Source organism: Streptomyces sp. NBC_00154, assembly GCF_026342835.1.
Classification (GTDB): Bacteria; Actinomycetota; Actinomycetes; order Streptomycetales; family Streptomycetaceae; genus Streptomyces.
Map to the genome: position 1 here is coordinate 6,818,068 of NZ_JAPEMI010000001.1, position 18,016 is coordinate 6,836,083.

At 70.2% G+C, this 18,016-nt stretch carries 18 protein-coding genes; 6 read left to right on the forward strand and 12 right to left on the reverse strand.

Features of this window, described 5'->3' with window-relative positions; translation table 11 throughout:
• Positions 1-202: 202 nt before the first annotated feature.
• A complete protein-coding gene (locus OHA03_RS30525; RefSeq protein ID WP_267006939.1) occupies positions 203-1,270 on the forward strand; it encodes a zinc-dependent alcohol dehydrogenase family protein in 1,068 nt (355 codons plus the stop codon).
• 76 nt (positions 1,271-1,346) lie between these two features.
• Here the strand turns inward: OHA03_RS30525 and OHA03_RS30530 are convergent, their stop codons facing one another.
• A complete protein-coding gene (locus OHA03_RS30530; protein ID WP_267006940.1) occupies positions 1,347-2,222 on the reverse strand; it encodes a universal stress protein in 876 nt (291 codons plus the stop codon).
• Positions 2,223-2,664: 442 nt separating this feature from the next.
• Between OHA03_RS30530 and OHA03_RS30535 the strand changes: the two genes are divergently transcribed.
• Entirely contained in the window at positions 2,665-3,123 is a 459-nt protein-coding gene (locus OHA03_RS30535; RefSeq protein WP_267006941.1) for a Crp/Fnr family transcriptional regulator, read from the forward strand.
• Positions 3,124-3,232: 109 nt separating this feature from the next.
• On the opposite strand, the gene OHA03_RS30540 is transcribed toward OHA03_RS30535, so the two are convergent.
• The 4 genes from OHA03_RS30540 to OHA03_RS30555 all read right to left on the reverse strand — a co-directional run bounded on the left by OHA03_RS30540 (position 3,233) and on the right by OHA03_RS30555 (position 5,742).
• Positions 3,233-4,093 carry a universal stress protein gene (locus OHA03_RS30540; protein ID WP_267006942.1) on the reverse strand — a complete coding sequence of 287 codons (861 nt, stop codon included), beginning with the start codon at positions 4,091-4,093 and terminating at the stop codon, positions 3,233-3,235.
• A complete protein-coding gene (locus OHA03_RS30545; RefSeq protein ID WP_267006943.1) occupies positions 4,090-5,004 on the reverse strand; it encodes a universal stress protein in 915 nt (304 codons plus the stop codon). The genes OHA03_RS30540 and OHA03_RS30545 overlap by 4 nt, the downstream gene beginning before the upstream one ends.
• Before the next feature lie 137 nt (positions 5,005-5,141).
• Positions 5,142-5,414: an ATP-binding protein gene (locus tag OHA03_RS30550; RefSeq protein WP_323181339.1), complete on the reverse strand. Its 273-nt coding sequence runs from the start codon at positions 5,412-5,414 to the stop codon at positions 5,142-5,144.
• Positions 5,415-5,529: 115 nt separating this feature from the next.
• Positions 5,530-5,742 carry a hypothetical protein gene (locus OHA03_RS30555; RefSeq protein ID WP_267006944.1) on the reverse strand — a complete coding sequence of 71 codons (213 nt, stop codon included), beginning with the start codon at positions 5,740-5,742 and terminating at the stop codon, positions 5,530-5,532.
• A gap of 270 nt (positions 5,743-6,012) precedes the next feature.
• On the opposite strand from OHA03_RS30555, the gene OHA03_RS30560 reads away from it, so the two are divergent.
• Positions 6,013-6,720 carry a pyridoxamine 5'-phosphate oxidase family protein gene (locus OHA03_RS30560; RefSeq protein ID WP_267006945.1) on the forward strand — a complete coding sequence of 236 codons (708 nt, stop codon included), beginning with the start codon at positions 6,013-6,015 and terminating at the stop codon, positions 6,718-6,720.
• Between the two features lie 63 nt (positions 6,721-6,783).
• Here the strand turns inward: OHA03_RS30560 and OHA03_RS30565 are convergent, their stop codons facing one another.
• The 3 genes from OHA03_RS30565 to OHA03_RS47865 form a co-directional block, all read right to left on the reverse strand.
• Positions 6,784-8,541 carry a S8 family serine peptidase gene (locus OHA03_RS30565; RefSeq protein ID WP_267006946.1) on the reverse strand — a complete coding sequence of 586 codons (1,758 nt, stop codon included), beginning with the start codon at positions 8,539-8,541 and terminating at the stop codon, positions 6,784-6,786.
• Positions 8,542-8,692: 151 nt separating this feature from the next.
• Positions 8,693-9,637: a helix-turn-helix domain-containing protein gene (locus OHA03_RS30570; RefSeq protein ID WP_267006947.1), complete on the reverse strand. Its 945-nt coding sequence runs from the start codon at positions 9,635-9,637 to the stop codon at positions 8,693-8,695.
• 180 nt (positions 9,638-9,817) lie between these two features.
• Entirely contained in the window at positions 9,818-12,064 is a 2,247-nt protein-coding gene (locus OHA03_RS47865) for a S8 family serine peptidase (protein WP_323181269.1), read from the reverse strand.
• Between the two features lie 128 nt (positions 12,065-12,192).
• On the opposite strand from OHA03_RS47865, the gene OHA03_RS30585 reads away from it, so the two are divergent.
• Positions 12,193-13,467 (forward strand): ISL3 family transposase, encoded by a 1,275-nt coding sequence (locus tag OHA03_RS30585; protein ID WP_267005943.1) that lies wholly within the window; start codon positions 12,193-12,195, stop codon positions 13,465-13,467.
• Positions 13,468-13,469: 2 nt separating this feature from the next.
• On the opposite strand, the gene OHA03_RS30590 is transcribed toward OHA03_RS30585, so the two are convergent.
• The 3 genes from OHA03_RS30590 to OHA03_RS30600 form a co-directional block, all read right to left on the reverse strand.
• Positions 13,470-13,874, reverse strand: a complete 405-nt coding sequence (locus tag OHA03_RS30590; RefSeq protein WP_267006948.1) for a protease inhibitor I9 family protein — start codon at positions 13,872-13,874, stop codon at positions 13,470-13,472.
• 410 nt (positions 13,875-14,284) lie between these two features.
• Positions 14,285-15,469, reverse strand: coding sequence for a CaiB/BaiF CoA-transferase family protein (locus tag OHA03_RS30595; protein ID WP_267006949.1), 1,185 nt, complete (start codon positions 15,467-15,469; stop codon positions 14,285-14,287).
• A complete protein-coding gene (locus tag OHA03_RS30600; RefSeq protein ID WP_267008286.1) occupies positions 15,466-15,732 on the reverse strand; it encodes a hypothetical protein in 267 nt (88 codons plus the stop codon). The genes OHA03_RS30595 and OHA03_RS30600 overlap by 4 nt, the downstream gene beginning before the upstream one ends.
• Here OHA03_RS30600 and OHA03_RS30605 point away from each other — a divergent pair.
• Together OHA03_RS30605 and OHA03_RS30610 are read left to right on the forward strand one after the other, a co-directional pair.
• Positions 15,622-15,921, forward strand: coding sequence for a hypothetical protein (locus OHA03_RS30605; protein WP_267008220.1), 300 nt, complete (start codon positions 15,622-15,624; stop codon positions 15,919-15,921). The two genes, OHA03_RS30600 and OHA03_RS30605, sit on opposite strands and share 111 nt — an antisense overlap.
• Positions 15,922-16,246: 325 nt before the next feature.
• Complete coding sequence (locus OHA03_RS30610) at positions 16,247-16,933, forward strand: alpha/beta hydrolase (RefSeq protein ID WP_267006950.1); 687 nt, start codon at positions 16,247-16,249, stop codon at positions 16,931-16,933.
• 72 nt (positions 16,934-17,005) lie between these two features.
• Here OHA03_RS30610 and OHA03_RS30615 read toward each other — a convergent pair whose 3' ends face one another.
• A complete protein-coding gene (locus tag OHA03_RS30615) occupies positions 17,006-17,968 on the reverse strand; it encodes an electron transfer flavoprotein subunit alpha/FixB family protein (protein WP_267006734.1) in 963 nt (320 codons plus the stop codon).
• Between the last annotated feature and the right edge of the window lie 48 nt (positions 17,969-18,016).

The following is an 18,016-nucleotide window of genomic DNA, read 5'->3' on the forward strand; positions in this document are numbered from 1 at the left end:
CGACAATGGCCGGTACCGCGCGCACCGGCCCGGAGTCCTCCTCCTGCGGGCCCAATTCCACTCTCGCTCTCCGGCCGGCTTCTCCGATTGGGCCGGTGCACCCGTTCTGGGTACCGACCGGCCCATGCATGTCGGCGGCACTCCGGCACAGGATGGCAGTGGAAGGGCGCTACGGAGCAACGCGCACCAGGGAGCGATCGCGATGAAGGCATTCGTTTTCCACGGGCCGGGCAAGAGTTCCTGGGACGAGGTACCGGACCCGGATATCGAGGACGCGTCGGACGCCATTGTCCGAGTAGGCACGACAACGATCTGCGGCACCGATCTGCACATCCTCAAAGGCGACCTGCCCGAGGTGACGCCGGGCCGGGTGCTCGGCCACGAGGCCGTCGGGGAAGTCGTAGAGGTGGGCGACGATGTGCGGACGGTCCGTCCCGGAGACCGGGTGCTGGTGTCCTGCATCTCCTCGTGCGGTCGTTGCCACTTCTGCCGCGAGCGGCGGTACGGGCAGTGCCGGGGCGGTGGCGGATGGGTACTGGGACACCTGACCGACGGCACGCAGGCGGAGTACGTACGCATCCCGTACGCCGACCTGTCCGTGTACCCGCTCCCCGCCACGGTGGACGACAAGGAGGGCGTCCTGCTCTCCGACATCCTGCCCACCGCCTATGAGGTGGGGGTGCTCAACGGCGGCGTCCGCCCGGGCGACACCGTGGTCATCGTCGGTGCCGGCCCGGTCGGGCTGGCCGCCATCGCCACCGCACGGCTGTACTCCCCGGGGCGGATCATCGTCGTGGACCTGGCGCAGTCCCGGCTGGAGGCGGCACGTGCGCTCGGGGCGGACGCCGTGGTGAACGCGGGAGAGGATCCTCAGCAACTCGTCGAAGACCTCACCGAAGGCCTCGGGGCCGACGCGGCCATCGAAGCGGTGGGCGTGCCGGACAGTTTCGAACTGTGCACGAGGGTGGTCCGCCCGGGTGGGCGTGTGGCAAACGTCGGGGTGCACGGCAAGCCCGCAGACCTCCACCTGGAGGATCTGTGGATCAAGGATGTGACGATCACGACGGGGCTCGTGGACACCTACTCCACGCCCGTCCTGCTGCGCATGCTGACCGCCGGTCGGCTGTCCACGGGCTCGCTGGTGACACACCACTTCGATCTCGCGCAGATGGAGGAGGCGTACGAAGTGTTTGCTGCCGCAGCCGAGACCGGCGCGCTCAAGGTGGTGCTGGGCGGGGTGCAGCACGACGTCGTCGATGTGCCCGCATGACGGCACGGCGGGCATGACGGCGCGGAGGACGTCCTCGACCGAGGACGTCCTCCTGTCGTTTCGTCACTACTGCGAGTCATTGGGGCTGCGGCACCACTGCAACCGGACAGTGTGCATGGTGGAGTGCCGCGTGGGCCGTACGGCCGATCTGCAGGCCGACGCGCCCGTGCCGGCGCGGTGCTCCCACGACGACGAGGTCGGCGGCGGCGGAGCGGTGTACGAGCACCTGATGGGCCGGCCCTTCGACCGTGGAGCGGCGTACGGCGACATCGGGATGTTTGCCGATGAACGGTCCGAGAGCCTGATCGAGTTCCGTTTCCGCGCGCATCTCGCGGGAGATGCCAGGGGCGCTCGTGTCGCGCCGGAGACCGGTTCCCTCGTGCCCCGGGCGACGCCAGGAGCGTACGGCGTCGATCTCACATTTCCGGGCGGCGGCCTCCCGGAACGCGAACGCGACGGCAGCCATTCCCCGTGCCGGGTCGGCCACACCGAGGAGAATGCGGCCGTGCGCGCCGACTGTTCCTGCGGCGTCGCCGCGCACCACGACGACGGGGCAGTGGGCTCGGGCCGCCACGGCCAGACTTACCGAGCCCAGCAGGAGCTCCTTGAGCTGGCCGCGGCCCCTTGAACCCGTGACCAGCATCGTGGCCCTGTGCCCCTCGTCCAGCAGCGCGGTGACCGTGTCCTGCGCCAGCACCTCGGCTGTCACCCTCACCTCGGGGTTACGGACTGCGGCACGTGCGGCTGCATCGGTCACAATGCTGTCTGCCAGCACTTGCTCGGAGGGGCGTTCGAGGCTCTGTTGCAGGCTCGCCGCCTCGTAACGTTCCCATCGGGAGACGTACACGAGTCGTAGCGGGAGCCCGTGACGGGCCGCCTCGTCCGCAGCCCAGTCGACTGCCCGGAGACTGGAATCCGATCCATCGACGCCCACGACCAGGGGCAGCTCCATCGTCCCCACCACCTTTCTTCCCACGGCCGGAAGAACCCCGTGTCGCCACCGTGACACCCGCACGGGACCGGCGGGAGGGGCGATCGGTCCCCAATGGGGGACGTTCGGCCCTACGAGAGCAGCGGTTGCCCGGAGCGGTGGACGCAGCGCCGACGGATGCGGCCGCCCCGCTCGGCGGCGGGCCGAGCTGCCCGCGGTCCCGCCAATTCCTTACGAGAATTCGCTGTCGTGGTGCGCCCGCCAGGGCTTACGTGACGGCCCTTGGGGCCGGTCGGTCCCCCCGTCGCCCCCGGACAGCCCCTGCGGGCCACCGGGTAACCGGTGGAAACTGGTACCAGGTCCGTCGGAGGAGGCGTCGAGACGGCCGGGACCGAAAAGAGATCCATGCGCTTCTCGCCACCTCACCGACGAAGAATGCCGCCCCTGCGGAGGAGACCCGATCATGACCTCTCCGACCATGCGGTCGCTCGGCCCCGAGCACCGCGACCGGCTCATGCACTTCGCCACGGAAGTGGCGTTCCCCGAAGGGACACGCATCTTCGAGGAAGGACAGAGCGCCGACCACTTCTGGATCGTGCGGACCGGCACGGTCACTCTCGACTTCTGTGTGCCGGGACGCCCCCCGGCGGTCATCGAGTCCCTCGGCCATGGTGAACTCATCGGCTGGTCCTGGCTGTTCAGCCCCTACGTGTGGCAGCTGGGAGCAGAGGCGATGACACCGGTGCGTGCGTATGAGCTGGACGCGGCTCAGGTACGCCAGGCGTGCCAGGCGGATCCCGAGCTGGCCACTGCCGTGGCTCTGTGGGTCGCCCGGGTGGTGGCCCACCGGTTGCAGTCCACCAGGGCCCGGCTGCTCGACCTGTACGCCCCGCACGGAAGCGGGCTGACCGACGGAACCTGAGCCGTCGCCCCGGCCGCGCGGACCGCCTACCTGGGGCTGAAGCGTGCCGGAGATCGCGTACAGCAGCCGATGGCCTCACCGGCGGGAACGGGGCGCGCTCGTGGTCGGATCATGGTGCGGGAACGGTGATGACGGGGCAGTGCGCCCGGTGCAGCAGACCATGAACCACCGAGCCGAGCCGCATGCCCGTGTATCCGCCCTGCCCTCGTCGGCCGACCACGACAGCGAGGGCGCCCTCGGAGGCCCGGGCGAGCTCTTCCACGGGGTGCCCGCGCGTCACCTCATGGGTGACGTGCACGTCCGGATACTCGGCGGACGGCCCGGCGACCGCGTCGGACAGCAACTTGAGCCGCTCCGGCTCCGCCGAAGCCGGCTCCCTGAAGGAGACCATGGACGGCTGCCGGACCAGCAGGGCACGGAGCTCGGCTCCACGCAGGTCGGCCTCTTCGAAGGCGAAAGCCACAGCTGCGTCCGACGCCGGGCTGCCGTCGACTCCGACGACCACGTGGGGCGGCTGCTCGGAGATCTGCTCGGGCTCTCGCACCACGACGACCGGACAGGGCGCCTGCGCACTGACCGGCACGGTCACCGAGCCGGCGCTCAGGAATTCCGCGAGGCGGCCCAGCCCGCGCGTTCCCAGCACGATCATGCGGGCCTGTCGGCTGTGCCTGCAGAGCAAAGGGGCAGGCATTCCGTCCAGCAGCTCGGTGACCACCTCGAGGTCCCCGTGCCGTTCGTGGACAAGGGCTGCCGCCTGCGCGAGCGAGTCGCCTCCGTGGGCCTGCAGGGCCAGATGCTGTGCGGTGCTGTCCACGTGGTGGCCGTGGTGCGTCGGAGGGACGGCAAGCAGGAGCCGCACGGTCAGCCCTCTGCGGTGGGCCTCGTCGGCTGCCCAGACGAGCGGCAGGTGGAACGGTCTGTTCAGGTCGACACCGACGAGCACTTCGGAGTGGTCCAGGTTGCTGGTCATGACTTCTCCTGTTCCGGTTCTGCGGCACCACGGGCACAAGGGACGAGCAGGACCGGGCAGTGGGCATGGTGGAGCACAGCATGGGTGACCCGTGCCAGCGACGGCCCGATGAGGCGGTGACCCCGCCCGCCGGCCATGACCAGCAGGTCGGCGTCGCGTGACGCCTCGACCAGCACACCTGCCGTCGAGTTGCCCTTCTCCACATCCGTCGTCACGGTCAGGCCGGGGAACTCCTCACGGATCCGGTCGGCGACCGTCGAGATCTCGCCGGAGCGCCGGTGGGCGATCTCGTCGACGTCATCCATCAGAGGGGCGACGAGGCCCACGTACTGGAGTACGTTCCAGACGCTCAGCATGCGCAGGGAGGCTTTGCGCAGTTCGGCTGCCCGTGCCGCGTGGCGGACACAGTCCAGGTCTGCTGCGCCGCGCACGGCGACCAGCACGACACCCGCCCGCGCGCGCTGCCCGTCGTCGCGGACCACGACAACGGGTACCTCGCTGTACGCTGCCACCTGCAGTCCGACCGAGCCGAGCAGCAATGCGGAGAACCCGCCCAGTCCGCGGCTGCCGACAACGATGGTGCCGTCCGTTCCGGCCGCCGAGCGCAGGCTCGACGCCGGCTTGCTGCGGCTGAATTCGGTCGTGACCTCGACACCGGGACAGTGCCGGGTGACCTCGGCTGCCGCCTTCTCCAGCAGCTCCTGTCCGGCCTTCCCTATCCGGTCCAGCGTTTCGACGGATATGTGCGCGGCCCGGTTCTCGGTGTCAGCGCCATGGACGATACGCAGCGGGCTCTCTCTCCGTGCCGCTTCAGCGGCCGCCCACAGGAGTGCGGAACCGGAAGCGGCCGAACCATCGGTGCCGACCACGACCACCCCGTACTGCGGAGGGCCGGAAGCGTTGCTCGTCATCATTCCTCCTTGCCACGTCGGGGCATCCTTCACGTTGCCACCACGGCCTTGCGGCGGACGAGGGCCGGAGGGGCCCGGGTGAGGGCCGAAGGTCCCCTGACCGCTGTGCGGCGCGAAGGCCGTACCGGGCGCGTCGCTCAGCCGTCCGCTTCCGTGCCGGACAGCGGCACCCGCCACACGATCCTGGTTCCTCCACCGATCGGGGCGTCCTGACGGAACACGCCTCCCAGTGCGACGGCTCGCTCTTCCATGTTGTGCAGTCCACTTCGCGCAGCTCCTGGCGGGACGCCCACGCCGTCGTCGGTGACGGTCAGTGTCACCTTGCCTGCGGCCGCCTCGACGTGCACGTCGACGTTGCGAGCGGCGGCATGACGGGCGGCGTTGCTCAGCGCCTCCCCCAGGACCGCGATGAGGGGACCGGAGACGCCGGCGGCACCTCGGCGTCAATGGAACCGTCCACCCTCAGTGTGGGTCGGAAACCCAGCGAGGGCGCCGCGGCCTCGATGGCCGCGGTCACCTGCCTCGTCACTGCGTGGGCCCGCCAGCAGCCTCCACGATTCCGTGCAGTACCTGGGCGTGGTCCAGTTCCCTCCCGACCGAGAGACCTGCCTCGAGCAGACTGTGCAGGCTGTCCCGCGTTCCGCGTACGGCACTGATACGGACCTCCAGCTCGCGGAGAAGCTCGTCCAGAGGGAACAGCGCGAGGCCCTCGGCACCCGCCGCATGCTCTTCGCTCACCGCGACACCATCCCCTCCGGTCCGGTTGGCGCCTACCTCTCACGATAGGACTGCGGAGGAGATCGGGCCCGCGCCGCAGCGGCCGGCCGAGGGGCCGGCAGATCACCGTGCCCGTCCCGTGGCCGGACCCGGGGATGGGCTGAGCGGGGCGTGGACCGGGCCGGTCGGCCCATGCGGTCTGCGTCGATCCGGCACAGGATTGATGCTGAGGCGGAACGCGCGAAGGCGTAGGACAGTGATTGCACCGACCAGCAGAGGGATGTGCGCAGCATGTCGGAGGAAGAACCCCGGGAGCCCTCGCGCGAGGAACGCGCGACAGCGCCGGGTGACGTGGGCAGGCGCGTTGCGGCACGTCGCGAAGAGCTGGGACTCAGCAGGCAGGAGGTGGCCGAGAGATCCGGTTCGGCCACCACCTACATTCAGTACCTCGAGGAACAACAGTCCATGCCCAGCATGAGCTTCATGCTGCGGCTGGCCAATGCTCTGGATACGACCGTTTCCGAGCTCACCGGCAGCAACATGGATCTTCCGCCCGGTACCGGCCATGCGGGTTATCACTCGCAACTGATCGAGCTGAGCGCTGATGAGTGCCGCGAACTGCTGTCCACGCACGGGGTGGGGCGGATCGCAGTCTCCACGACGGAGGGGCCGGCGGTTGTCCCGGTCAACTACGTGGTCGTCGGTAGCCTCCTGGCCTTCCGGACGGCAGCCGGTGCCACGCCTGCCGCCGCGGCGGGTCATGTGGTCGCCTTCGAGGTCGATCACATCGACGACGCGCTGAGTCAGGGGTGGAGTGTTCTGGCCACCGGCACTGCGTCGACGGTGACCGACCCGAACGTCGTGCAGAGCCTGAACGAGGTGGCGTACACGGACCCGTGGCCCGACGGACGCCGCGACCTGTGGCTGACCATCGCCCCCACTCGGCTCACCGGCCGGCGCATCCACGTACGCCAGAGCCACACCCCGCCTTCCGGATGATCCTGGTGCCTGCGGCAGGGGGTGGGAGCCGTGCCACCGTCGGCGCAGCTCCCACCCGGCCTGCTACTTCCGCACGCCCACGGCGCGGATGATCTCCTGCTTGACCGAGCCGCCCCGGTCGTCGGCGGCCGAGGCCCGCACGGAGATGTACTGGGCGTCGTCCGGCACCCGCACCGAGCCGGCCCAGGAGGCGGACTTGCCGCGTACGCCGTCGAGTTCGACGGAGGTCCACGTCGCACCGTCGTCGAAGGAGACCTCCAGCGTGGAGCCGGTGATCCTCCCGGTGTCCGGCGCGCCCTTGACGTACTCGGAGAAGATCCCGAGATCCAGCCGCTTTCCGGCCCGCACATCACCGTGCAGGTCGGTGTCGACGTCGAACCCGAGGTTGAGCATCGGCAGATACGTCCACCGGTCGGCAGGCGTGGCGGACGACTCGGCGAGCAGCGCCGCGACGCCCGCGACGTGCGGGGTCGCCATGGACGTACCGCTCATAGACGTGTACGGGCCGCTCCCGGAGACGAGTTGCGAGCGGGCCGCGAGGATGTTCACGCCCGGGGCGGACAGGTCGGGCTTGAGCGCATTGTCGCCGAGGCGCGGGCCCTGGCTGGAGAAGTACGCTCGCTTGTCGGCGGAGTCGACCGCGCCGATCGTGAGTGCGGAGTCGGCGGCGCCCGGAGAGCCGATGGTGCCGGGGGAGCCGGCGTTGCCCGCCGCGATCACGAACAGGGCGCCCGTGTCCTTCGAGAGGGTGTTCACCGCCTGGGCCATCGGGTCGGTGCCGTCGCTGCCCTGCGACGATCCGAGGCTCATCGAGACGATCTTGGCGTGGATGTCCTTGGCCGCCCACTCCATGCCGGCGATGATCTGCGACTCGGTGCCGGACCCCTGGTCGCTGAGGACCTTGCCGACGGCGAGCGTGGCGTCGGGCGCGACGCCCTTCTCCTTGCCGTCGGACGCGGCACCGCCGCCACCGACGGTGGAGGAGACATGCGTGCCGTGCCCGTTCCGGTCGGCGACCTCCTGACCCTCGATGAAGCTCTTGGTCTCGGTCACCCGGTCCTTGAGATCGGGGTGGGTCAGGTCCACGCCCGTGTCGAGGACGGCGACCTTGACGCCCTTGCCGGTCAGCCCCGCCTCCCAGGCAGCGGGGGTGCCGATCTGGGCGTTGCTGGTCTCCATCGCGGCGTCGACCCGGGCGTCCAGCCCGATCTTCTCGACGCCGCCGGCCAGCCGCACTCGGCCCGAAGTCGCGCTGCGCGCACCGGAGGTGACGTCCGGTGCGACCGTGCGCCAGAACTCCCCGGACGTCGACGCCTCCAGAGCCGCACCGCCCACACTCGGCAGACCACGGACCTGGCGGGCTCCGTGCGGCGTGGCGCTCCGGGCGTTCTTCGTGTACGTCACGATGAGCGGCAGTCCGTCGGAGGACGGGTCACCGAGCCCCTGCTCGATCAGAGCGGTGACGTCGAAGAGTTCGGCGTCGAGGACGCCCGCCTGGAGGTAAGGCCGGGCCTCGTCGGGTATGACGGTGATCCGGCCGCCGGATATCTCGCTGCGAACCGCTCCGGTCGCGCCCTCGGGACGCTCCACGGCGACCGACTTCCGGCCTGCGCCGAGGTCGGTCACGGTCACCTGGTCACCGGTGATCAGGGTGACGGTTCGTGCGGTGGTGGGTGCGTGTACGGGCGACGCGGCACGGTCGGTGCCCGCCCCTGCCGTCCCCACTGCCCCTGCTGCGACAGCCGGCCCCGCCGGCAGCAGTACGAGCGGCAGCCCGGCTGCCAGCAGCCGGGACCTCCGCCTCGCGGATGCTCTGGTCATGGATGTCTCTCTTCCGCGCACCCGGCGAACGGTTGGTTCCGGGCGCTGCGAAGAGTTTCTTCGGCGATAACTCGCTTGTCGTCGTTCCGACTTGGCGGTTACCTGCCGTGGCGGAGACTCGTCAGCGCCGGACGCGGGGCACGCACTCGCCCTACGCCCAGCCGTGATGCCGGGCGTACCAGCCGAGTTGGATGCGGGTGGTCGCCCCGGCCTGGACCATCAGCCCCTGGATGCGCCGCTGCACGGTGCGTGCCGACATGTCCACCTGCGCGGCCACCGCGTGATCGGTGAGACCGGCGAGCAGAAGACGCAGTATGCGGGTGTCGAGGACGTCGATCCCGTGGTGCGGTTCGCCGTAGGGGCGGGCTCGTTCCCAGACGGCGTCGAAGAGTGCCTGGGCGACGTTGGCGAGGCCGCCACGCAGCACGAGACTGGGGTCGACCTCGCTGCCGGAGCCGTGCATCGGCAGCATCGCCACCTCGCCGTCGCAGACGATGAGCTTGAGCGGCACGCCGTCGACCGTCCGGATCCGCATGCCCCGGTCGAGCGATTCGTCCACGTTGTCGGCCGCGCGCGGTTCACCCAGGAACGACTGGTCGATGACGGCACGCACCAGCAGGCCGCGCGACAGCACGGTCGGTTCCTCGGTGCTCTCCGGGCCGACCACCTGGACGTCGCCGGTGACGAACGTGTCGATGGCGTGCCGTGAGGAGAGCTGGAGCTGGAGGTAGCGCCGGCGTACGGCATCCCGGCCCTCGACGACCTCGACCAGATCACGCTGTGCGCGTCCCATGGACCCGGTCCGGTAGGTCTCGACCAGCTCGGCGAGCGCGAGTTCGGCACGGTGGAGGCGGATGCGGCGCTCGGTCAGTTCCGTGCCGAGCGCGACCGACGGCGGCGCGGCCACATAATGGCCGCTACCGGGCTGCCTGTCGACCAGGGCGCGAGCCGCGAGCGAGTGCAATGCCTCCGCAACTTCCGCGTCCGGGACGGCGGCCGCCGCGGCGACTTCGGCGAGCGAGGCCGAGGGCCGTCCGATCAGCACCCTGTATACGGCTTCCTCGCAGGCGCCGAGCCCGAGATCTTCCAGTGCCAAAGCCACCCTCCGGTCCGTGCGTACCGCCGGATTCTTGCAGTTCGGCAGGGCACACCTGACTGCGGGGGCCCGGGCGGTGCCACCGGCGCACGTGGAAACGGCGGCGGCCGGTGGGCCCGCCCGGGCGGACAGGTCCACCGGCCGTTCGACGAGCCGTTGCGACGTGGGTCGCTGGTGCGGTCAGCGGACCAGGGTGACCTCCGGGGAGGTCCAGATCTGGGTGCCCGGTGACTTCTGCGGGTCGCCGAGCGCCTTGTCGAAGACGAGGCGCAGCCGGTACGTACCGGCGGGCGCCGGCGTGCCGTCGGCACGCATGGCGTCCCAGCTGTAGAACGCCACCCCCGTGCCGGCGCCGGAATTGCGGGTCACCCACGACGCGTCGTACGGGGTGTCGATCACCTTGTCACGCGTGTCGAGGACCTGGAGCCGCATCCGCTCCAGGAGCGGGAAGCCGTGGGACAGCATGACCCAGGCCTTGTCGTTGGCCGTGGACGTGTCGGTCAGGTCGACGGTGGTGGGTACGTTCTTGCCGAAGGTGTAGTAGCCGGGACGCAGCGCCGGGTTGTCCAGCGTCTTGTTGATCGAGGTGAAGGTGGGGTTGATCGCCGACACCGCGTCGAAGTCTCCTGCCATGCCCAGATACGGCACCCGGATCTCCGGGGCCGCCGAGCCGGACCGGGTGAGCTCCACCCAGCCACCGAACAGGGTCCCTTCGGTGACGCCTTGGGGCTGCCTGATGTGCACGGTGACGGTACGGCTGCCGTGTGCGGCCACGGTGATCCTGTCCCGGCCGTCGACCTCGGCGTCGCCGGTGGCATCGGTGGGCTGCCACTCACTGGTGTACGGCGGGGCCGCGGAGACGGCGGCGCTCTGCCCGACCCGGTAGGTCACCGGACGGGAAGCCGGATTGTGGACCGTGATCCGGCGGGTCCGCTGCCGGCCCTCGAGGTCGCCCAGGGCCAGCTCGGACGGCGTGGCCCTCACGGTGTCGCCGGAGACCGACGCCAGTGCGGCGACCGCGTCGATCCGGCCCGCGCCCTGCTGGGCGACCGGCTGACGGCCGCGCAGGTGGTCACCGGTCATGGCGAGCGGAGTGGCCGTGTTCTGCAGCGCGGTCTGCACCTGGGCCGGGGTGAGGTCCGGCCGGGCCTGGAGCAGCAGGGCGACCACTCCAGCGACATGCGGGGACGCCATCGAGGTACCGGACATGACGCCGTACCAGTCCTGGGCCGGGGGAAGCGCGGACAGGATGTACCCGCCGGGAGCGGCGACGTCCGGCTTGAACTCCAGCTCATTGCCCGGGCCCCAGGAGGAGCCGGCATCCATCAGCCCGGCGGCGTCGGCGGTCATCGGCGCACCTGCGTACGCACCCCAGGTGAGCTCCGTGCCGACCGGCGCGGCCTTGATGCGCTCGGCGTCCCGCGCGCGGATCCCCACCACGGGGATGCCGATGGTGCCGCAGCAGGGGGAGAACGGCATCGCGTCCGGATCGGTGCCCGACGGGTTGTAGTGGACCGCGGCGACCGCACCCGCAGCCTCAGCGGTGCGGGCCAGGTCCATCACCCGGCAGTTGAACACGTCGGTACCGGTGTACGGGGCGAACAGTGCGATCTTGCCTTCGAGGCTGCCGGCGGGCAGCAAGTCGCAGCTGGACGGAATGACGGTCACCGGGTGCCCGCCGGTCGAGGGAGCGGCCGGGGCCCGACCGGAGTCCAGGTACGGAACGGGAGCGGTGGAGCCGTCGTCGAGTGTGAACGCGAGGAACGGGTAGCGGCTGCTGTAGGTGCTGCCGACCGCGATGGCCCCGTCCGCGACCGCGGGTGCCGCGGCGTTGAAGGGACCGGCGTAGCTGTTCCCGTTGGCCACGACCGTGGGTACGCCGGAGTCCACCAGGTGGTCGACGGCAAGCGAGAGCACGCTGCTGCTGCGGTTGCCGGTCGCGCCGAGGCTCATGTTGACGACGTCCACGCCGTCGGCGGCGGCCCGGTCGAGCGCGGCCAGGATGATGGCGTCGGTCGGCGTGTTCTTCGTACCGAACACCCGGTAGGAGCGCAGCGTGGCTTCCGGGGCGACGCCCTCGATGTGCGCGTCGTCCCCGGCGACGATGCCTGCGACGTGGGTGCCGTGCCCGGCTGCCGGGCCGAACCTGTCGTCGTACGGGTCGGCGTCCTCGTCCGCGAAGTCGTAGCCGCCGACCACCTTCGCGTTGGGGAAGCCCCCGCCGCCGAGCGCCGGATGGTCGTACGCGATGCCGCTGTCGATGATGCCGACGGTGACACTCTTGCCCGTGAAGCCTTGGCGATGGGCCTGCGGGACGCCGGTGAGATCCGTGACGGTGACGATCTCCCGGCCGGAGGGGGCCCCGTCGGCGGACCGTGCGTCACGGCCCGCCCGGTCCACGGCCTTTTTCAGGACGTCCTCGGACACCGGGGTGGGTTTTTCGGGCTCTCCTGTCGCTTCCGTGGGTCGCTGACCAGGGCTGATACGCAGAACACGCCGTAGCCCGGCTACGTTTCGACTTGCGACAGTACGAAACGGAAGAACCTGGATACGGCGTGCGATCTGCAAGCATATGGACTCGGCTGCTCGGAGTCGAACACACGGTGGTCGCGTCGGTCGAGGCCGAGGAGGGCAACGGCGCGGAGGCGGGCCCCTGGGATGTGGTGATCGTGGCCCATGCCCGCCCGGCGAAGAGGCGGCGGCAGCGGTGCGGGGTCTGCGGTCGCCGGTGCGCCCGGTTCGACAACGGCGAGGGCCGCCGGCGCTGGCGTGCCCTGGACCTGGGGGTGGTCCGGGCGTTCATCGAGGCCGACGCGCCGCGGGTGTCCTGTCCCGAGCACGGTGTGGTCGTCGCCCACGTGCCCTGGGCCCGCCACGGTGCCGGGCACACCCTGGCCTTCGACGACACGGTGGCCTGGCTGGCCACGCACTGCTCGAAGACCACGGTGGTCCAACTGCTGAGGATCGGCTGGCGCACGGTCGGCGGCATCTGCGCCCGCGTGTGGTCGGACGTCGAACAGCGCGTGGACCTGCTCGCGGGCCTTACCCGGATCGGCATCGACGAGATCTCCTACAAGCGGCACCACAAGTACCTGACCGTGGTGGTCGACCACGACAGCGGCCGGCTCGTGTGGGCGGCGGCCGGCCGGGACAAGGAGACACTGCGGTCCTTCTTCGACCTGCTCGGACCTGAACGCTCCGCGAAGATCACCCACGTGTCCGCGGATGCCGCCGACTGGATCGCGAAGGTAGTCGCCGAGCGCTGCCCGCAGGCGGTGCGGGTGATGGACCCGTTCCACGTCGTGCAGTGGGCCACCGACGCCCTGGACACCGTGCGCCGCGAGGTCTGGAACGCCGAGCGCGGCGGCAAGGGCCGCGCCACCCCGGGCTCGAAGTCACTGAAGAAGGCCCGCTGGGCCCTGTGGAAACGCCCTGAGGACCTCACCGAACACCAGCGCGCGCAACTGGAGTTCATCGCGAAAGCCCACCCCGTCCTGCACCGCGCATACCTGCTCAAGGAGGGCCTTCGCCTGGCGTTGAAATCCGGCCCCGACACCCCCGAGGCCCTCCTCGACTGGGTGTCTTGGGCCCGCCGCTCCCGACTGGAGCCCTTCGTCAAGCTGCAACGGGCCATCGTCAAGCACTGGGACGCCATCACGGCGGCAGCCGAGCACTCCATGAGCAACGGGATCGTGGAGAGCATGAACACCAAGATCCGCCTGATCACCCGCATGGCCTTCGGCTTCAAGGACCCCGCAGCGCTCATCGCACTGACCATGCTCAGCCTCGGCGGCCACCGACCCCACCTACCAGGGCGTCAAGCTGCATGAACCTACCCACGGAAGCGACAGGAGAGCCGTTTTTCGGGCATCTCGTACGTCACGGGCTCGGTGACCTGGGCCACGCCCGGGAGTGCGGCCAGCCGGTCGGCCTGTCCCGCAGGCACTTTGACGAGGAGACCGTTGACGACATTGCGGTACCGGCGTTGTACGGACACCGTGATGCCCGACTCGTGCGCGGCGCCGATCAGTTGCTGCTGCGCATCGGAGACGGTACGGCGGGCCGCTGCCCGGTCCTGGGGAGCTGCCTCCTGCGCGGCCGGGGCGTTGTCGAGCGTGACGATGCGCGTCACCGACGGCCCGGACGGTTCGCCGGAGTCCGCGTGCGCCAGGTCACCGGGCAGGACGAGCGAGACGAGGAGCAGCGCGGACGCTGCGGATATCGAGTGTCTGTACACGACGGTCGATCAAATGCGAACGGCAACGGAAGGGCAACGGTGACCGGCTGTCGTGTTTCCGCCATGGCGAAGACTCGACGTTCCACCGCGGGTCCCGGGCATGCGATCGCGCCCCGCACCTGGGCTGCCGTGGTCAGCGTTCGTAGGCGCCGGTCGGGCGGCCTCTGGCGACGACCGGGGCGGTGACGGAGGCGAGCAGGGCACGGGGCCTCGCCCGGTCGGCGGTGCCGGACACGCTTTCCGCCGGAGAGGGCGAACAACTGGTACCAGTAGGAGGCCTGCGGGACCATCAGGAACTTCAGCAGCGTTGGCCTCGGCACCCCGCATGCCTCGTCGAGAGCCATCGCGCAGTCCAACTGCTCGGCGGCCGAGGCCGGCATCCACCATGGCGCGCAGCCTTCCCAGTGACGTCAGACCGCGCCTTCGGCGCGCAGGGCGGTGATGGCGGTCTCGTCGTAGCCGAGCCCGCGCAGCACGCTGTCCGTGTGCTCGCCCACGGCGGGAACAGGGTCCATGCGGGGGTTCAGCCCGCTGGGGGTGGCGGGCGGCAGCAGGGCCTTGATCGCGCCACCCGGAGTCGACACGTCCCGCCAGCGGTCACGGCCGGACAGGACCGGGTGATTCCAGTACTCCTCGACCGAATTGAGCCGCGCGTTGGCGACCTTCGCGTCGTCGAGGAGCTTCACCGCGGCGGCTGCGTCCAGCTCGGCGAAGCGCGCGGCGACGATCGCGTTGAGTTCGTCGCGGCGGGCCACCCGCGCCGAGTTCCGGTGGAACCGTGGGTCGCCGGCGAGGGAGGCGTCGCCGAGGAAGACCTCGCAGAAGGACGCCCATTCGCGTTCGTTCTGGATGGCGAGCAGCACGGTCCTGCCGTCCGCCGCGCTGTACGGTCCGTACGGGGCGATCGTCGCGTGCTGGGCGCCGACGCGTGCGGGCTGCGTGCCCGAGTACGCCGTGTAGTACGCGGGGGAGCCCACCCACTCCGAGAGCGCCTCGAAGAGCGACACCTCCACGGAGCGGGCCCGGCCCGTCGTCCGCCGTTCGTAGAGTGCGGTGAGGATGCCCGAGTACGCGTACATGCCCGCTGCGATGTCGGCGATCGAGATGCCCACCTTGGCGGGCTCTTCGGGCGAGCCGGTCAGCGACACCACACCTGTCTCGCACTGCACCAGCAGGTCGTACGCCTTGCGGTCCGCCCAGGGGCCGGTGTTGCCGTACCCGGAGATGTCACAGACGACGATGGAGGGGTAGCGCTCGCTCAGCTCATCGGCTCCCAGGCCGAGTCGGCGCGCCGCGCCCGGGGCGAGGTTCTGCACGAAGACGTCGGCCTCGGCGAGCAGCCGCTCCAGGACCTCGCGGCCCGCGGGCGTCTTGATGTCGAGTGTCAGCGACTCCTTCGACCGGTTCAGCCACACGAAGTAGCTGGACTGGCCGTGCACGGACTCGTCGTAGCCCCGGGCGAAGTCGCCGGGACCCGGGCGTTCGACCTTGATGACTCTGGCCCCCAGGTCGGCGAGCTGGCGGGTGGCGAAGGGCGCGGCGACGGCCTGCTCCAGGCTGACGACAGTGATTCCTTCGAGGGGGAGAGGGCTCATGCGTGCTCCTTCGGACGGTGTACGGGGAAAGTGTCGCGCATGAGATGTGCGGCACCCTTCCAGTCGAGGCCGACGAGACGAGCCGTCCGGGTTACGCCTGCCGCGCAGTCGGCGAACTTGGTGGCGAACTCCTTTTCAGTGCACGGGAGTTCGTGGAAACCGGGCGGCAGCGCGAGGGCGGCGCCGAGTTCCGTTCCGTCGCCGATCGTGATCTCGACGGAGGTATCTCCGGTCAGCAGCCCGGAGCCTTCGGGGGTCCGCACGGTCTCCACCAGACCGAGTACCCCGATAACGCGCGCCGTGCGGTGATCGCCATGTGCAATGCCATCGCGCAGTGGTACGGGCCCGACGGGCCCGTCACCGAGGACGAACTCGTCGAGCGCTACGTCTCGCCGGCGCCGGCCGTCGTCGAGTACCGGCCGCGTGCGCCAAGGCGCCCCGTGCGCGCCTGACGATGAGGTGTGATGCGTGAGCCCCGGCCTCGATGAGCGGTCGGGGCTCTTTGGCCACACACCGCCTCGGAGACGTAGCTGTCCGCCTGTGCGGACAGTCGCCCCGAGCGATGTCACCTTGTGTCGCCCGAACGGGCCACCCGGGTTGCGGTCGCGGCAAGGGCTGCTACGGGCGCGGCGCCGCGGACTGCGAGGGCGACACAGTCGTGCACCTCACCGCACTCCGACTGGCCCTGCGCCGTGTGCGGTGGCGGACGTCAGGTGGCCCGCCTAGCGTGACCGATGGCAGCAGAGAGCCGGAGACAGAGGAAGGGTGCGAAACCCCATGGCCGACAAGCCCGCCATCGTCCTGGTCCACGGCTTCTGGGGTGGCGCCGCCCACTGGGGCAAGGTCATCACCGAGCTGCACAGGCGAGGCTTCAACTCCCTGCACGCGGTGGAGAACCCGCTGACCTCGCTGGTCGACGACGCCGCACGCACGCGGAAGATGGTCCAGCAGATCGACGGACCGGTGGTGCTGGTGGGCCACTCCTACGGCGGAGCGGTCATCACGGAGGCCGGGGACCTGCCCAACGTGGCTGGGCTGGTCTACATCGCCGCATTCGCCCCGGACGCGGGGGAGAGCCCCGGTCGGATCAGCGAGGAGACGCCTCCGGCCGGGATGGAGAACCTGGCCCCGGATTCCGACGGCTACCTCTGGATCAAGCAGGACAAGTTCCACGAGAGCTTCGCCCAGGACCTGCCCGCCGACGAGGCGCTGGTCATGGCGGTGACCCAGAAGGCACCGCTTGCATCGACATTCGGCGACACCATCACCACCCCGGCCTGGCGCGCAAAGCCTTCCTGGTACCAGGTCTCCACGGCGGACCGCATGATCCACCCGGACAACGAACGCCGCATGGCACAGCGCATGAACCCGCGCAGGATCATTGAACTGGACGCAAGCCATGCTTCTTTGGCCTCCCGGCCCGGCCCGGTCACCGACCTGATCCAGGAAGCGGCCGGCGTCTGACTGCGGCCGACGGCCGTACGGAAGCGCCTGGCCGCGGGAGCCGTGAAGTGCGCCCGCGGCCAGTTCGACAGGTCAGCCCTTGCGGGTGTTGACCTCGTCGGTGAGCTGGGGGACGACCTGGAAGAGGTCGCCGACGACGCCGTAGTCGACGAGGTCGAAGATCGGGGCCTCGGAGTCCTTGTTGATCGCGACGATCGTCTTCGAGGTCTGCATGCCCGCCCGGTGCTGGATCGCGCCGGAGATACCGGACGCGATGTACAGCTGCGGGGACACCGACTTGCCGGTCTGGCCGACCTGGTTGGAGTGCGGGTACCAGCCGGCGTCGACCGCGGCACGCGAGGCACCCACCGCCGCGCCGAGCGAGTCGGCGAGCGCCTCGATGATCGCGAAGTTCTCCGCACCATTGACACCACGGCCACCGGAGACCACGATCGCGGCCTCGGTCAGCTCCGGACGCCCCGTCGACTCACGCGGAGTACGCGACAGCACCTTCGTGCCGGTGGCCTGCGCCGAGAAACCGACCGGCAGGGTCTCGACCGCACCCGCGGCCGGGGCCACCTCGACCGGCGCCGAGTTCGGCTTCACCGTGATGACCGGGATACCCCTGGACACACGGGACTTCGTGGTGAACGACGCCGCGAACGCGGACTGCGTGGCCACCGGACCCTGCTCACCGGCCTCCAGATCCACCGCGTCGGTAATGATCCCGGAACCGATCCGGACCGCGAGACGGGCAGCGATCTCCTTGCCCTCGGCGGAAGACGGAACCAGCACCGCGACCGGGGACACCGCCTCGACCGCGGCCTGCAGCGCATCCACCTTCGGCACGACCAGATAATCGGCGAACTCGGGGGCGTCCGCGGTGAGGACCTTCACCGCACCGTGCTCAGCCAGCACCGACACGGTCTCGGCCGCACCCGCGCCCAGCGCGACAGCGACCGGCTCACCGACCCGACGCGCCAGCGTCAACAGCTCCAGAGTGGGCTTGCGGACGGCACCGTCCACGTGGTCGACATAGACGAGAACTTCAGCCATGGGACTTCAATCTCCTGCAAGTAACGAAGGAACGAGGGACGGACGAAA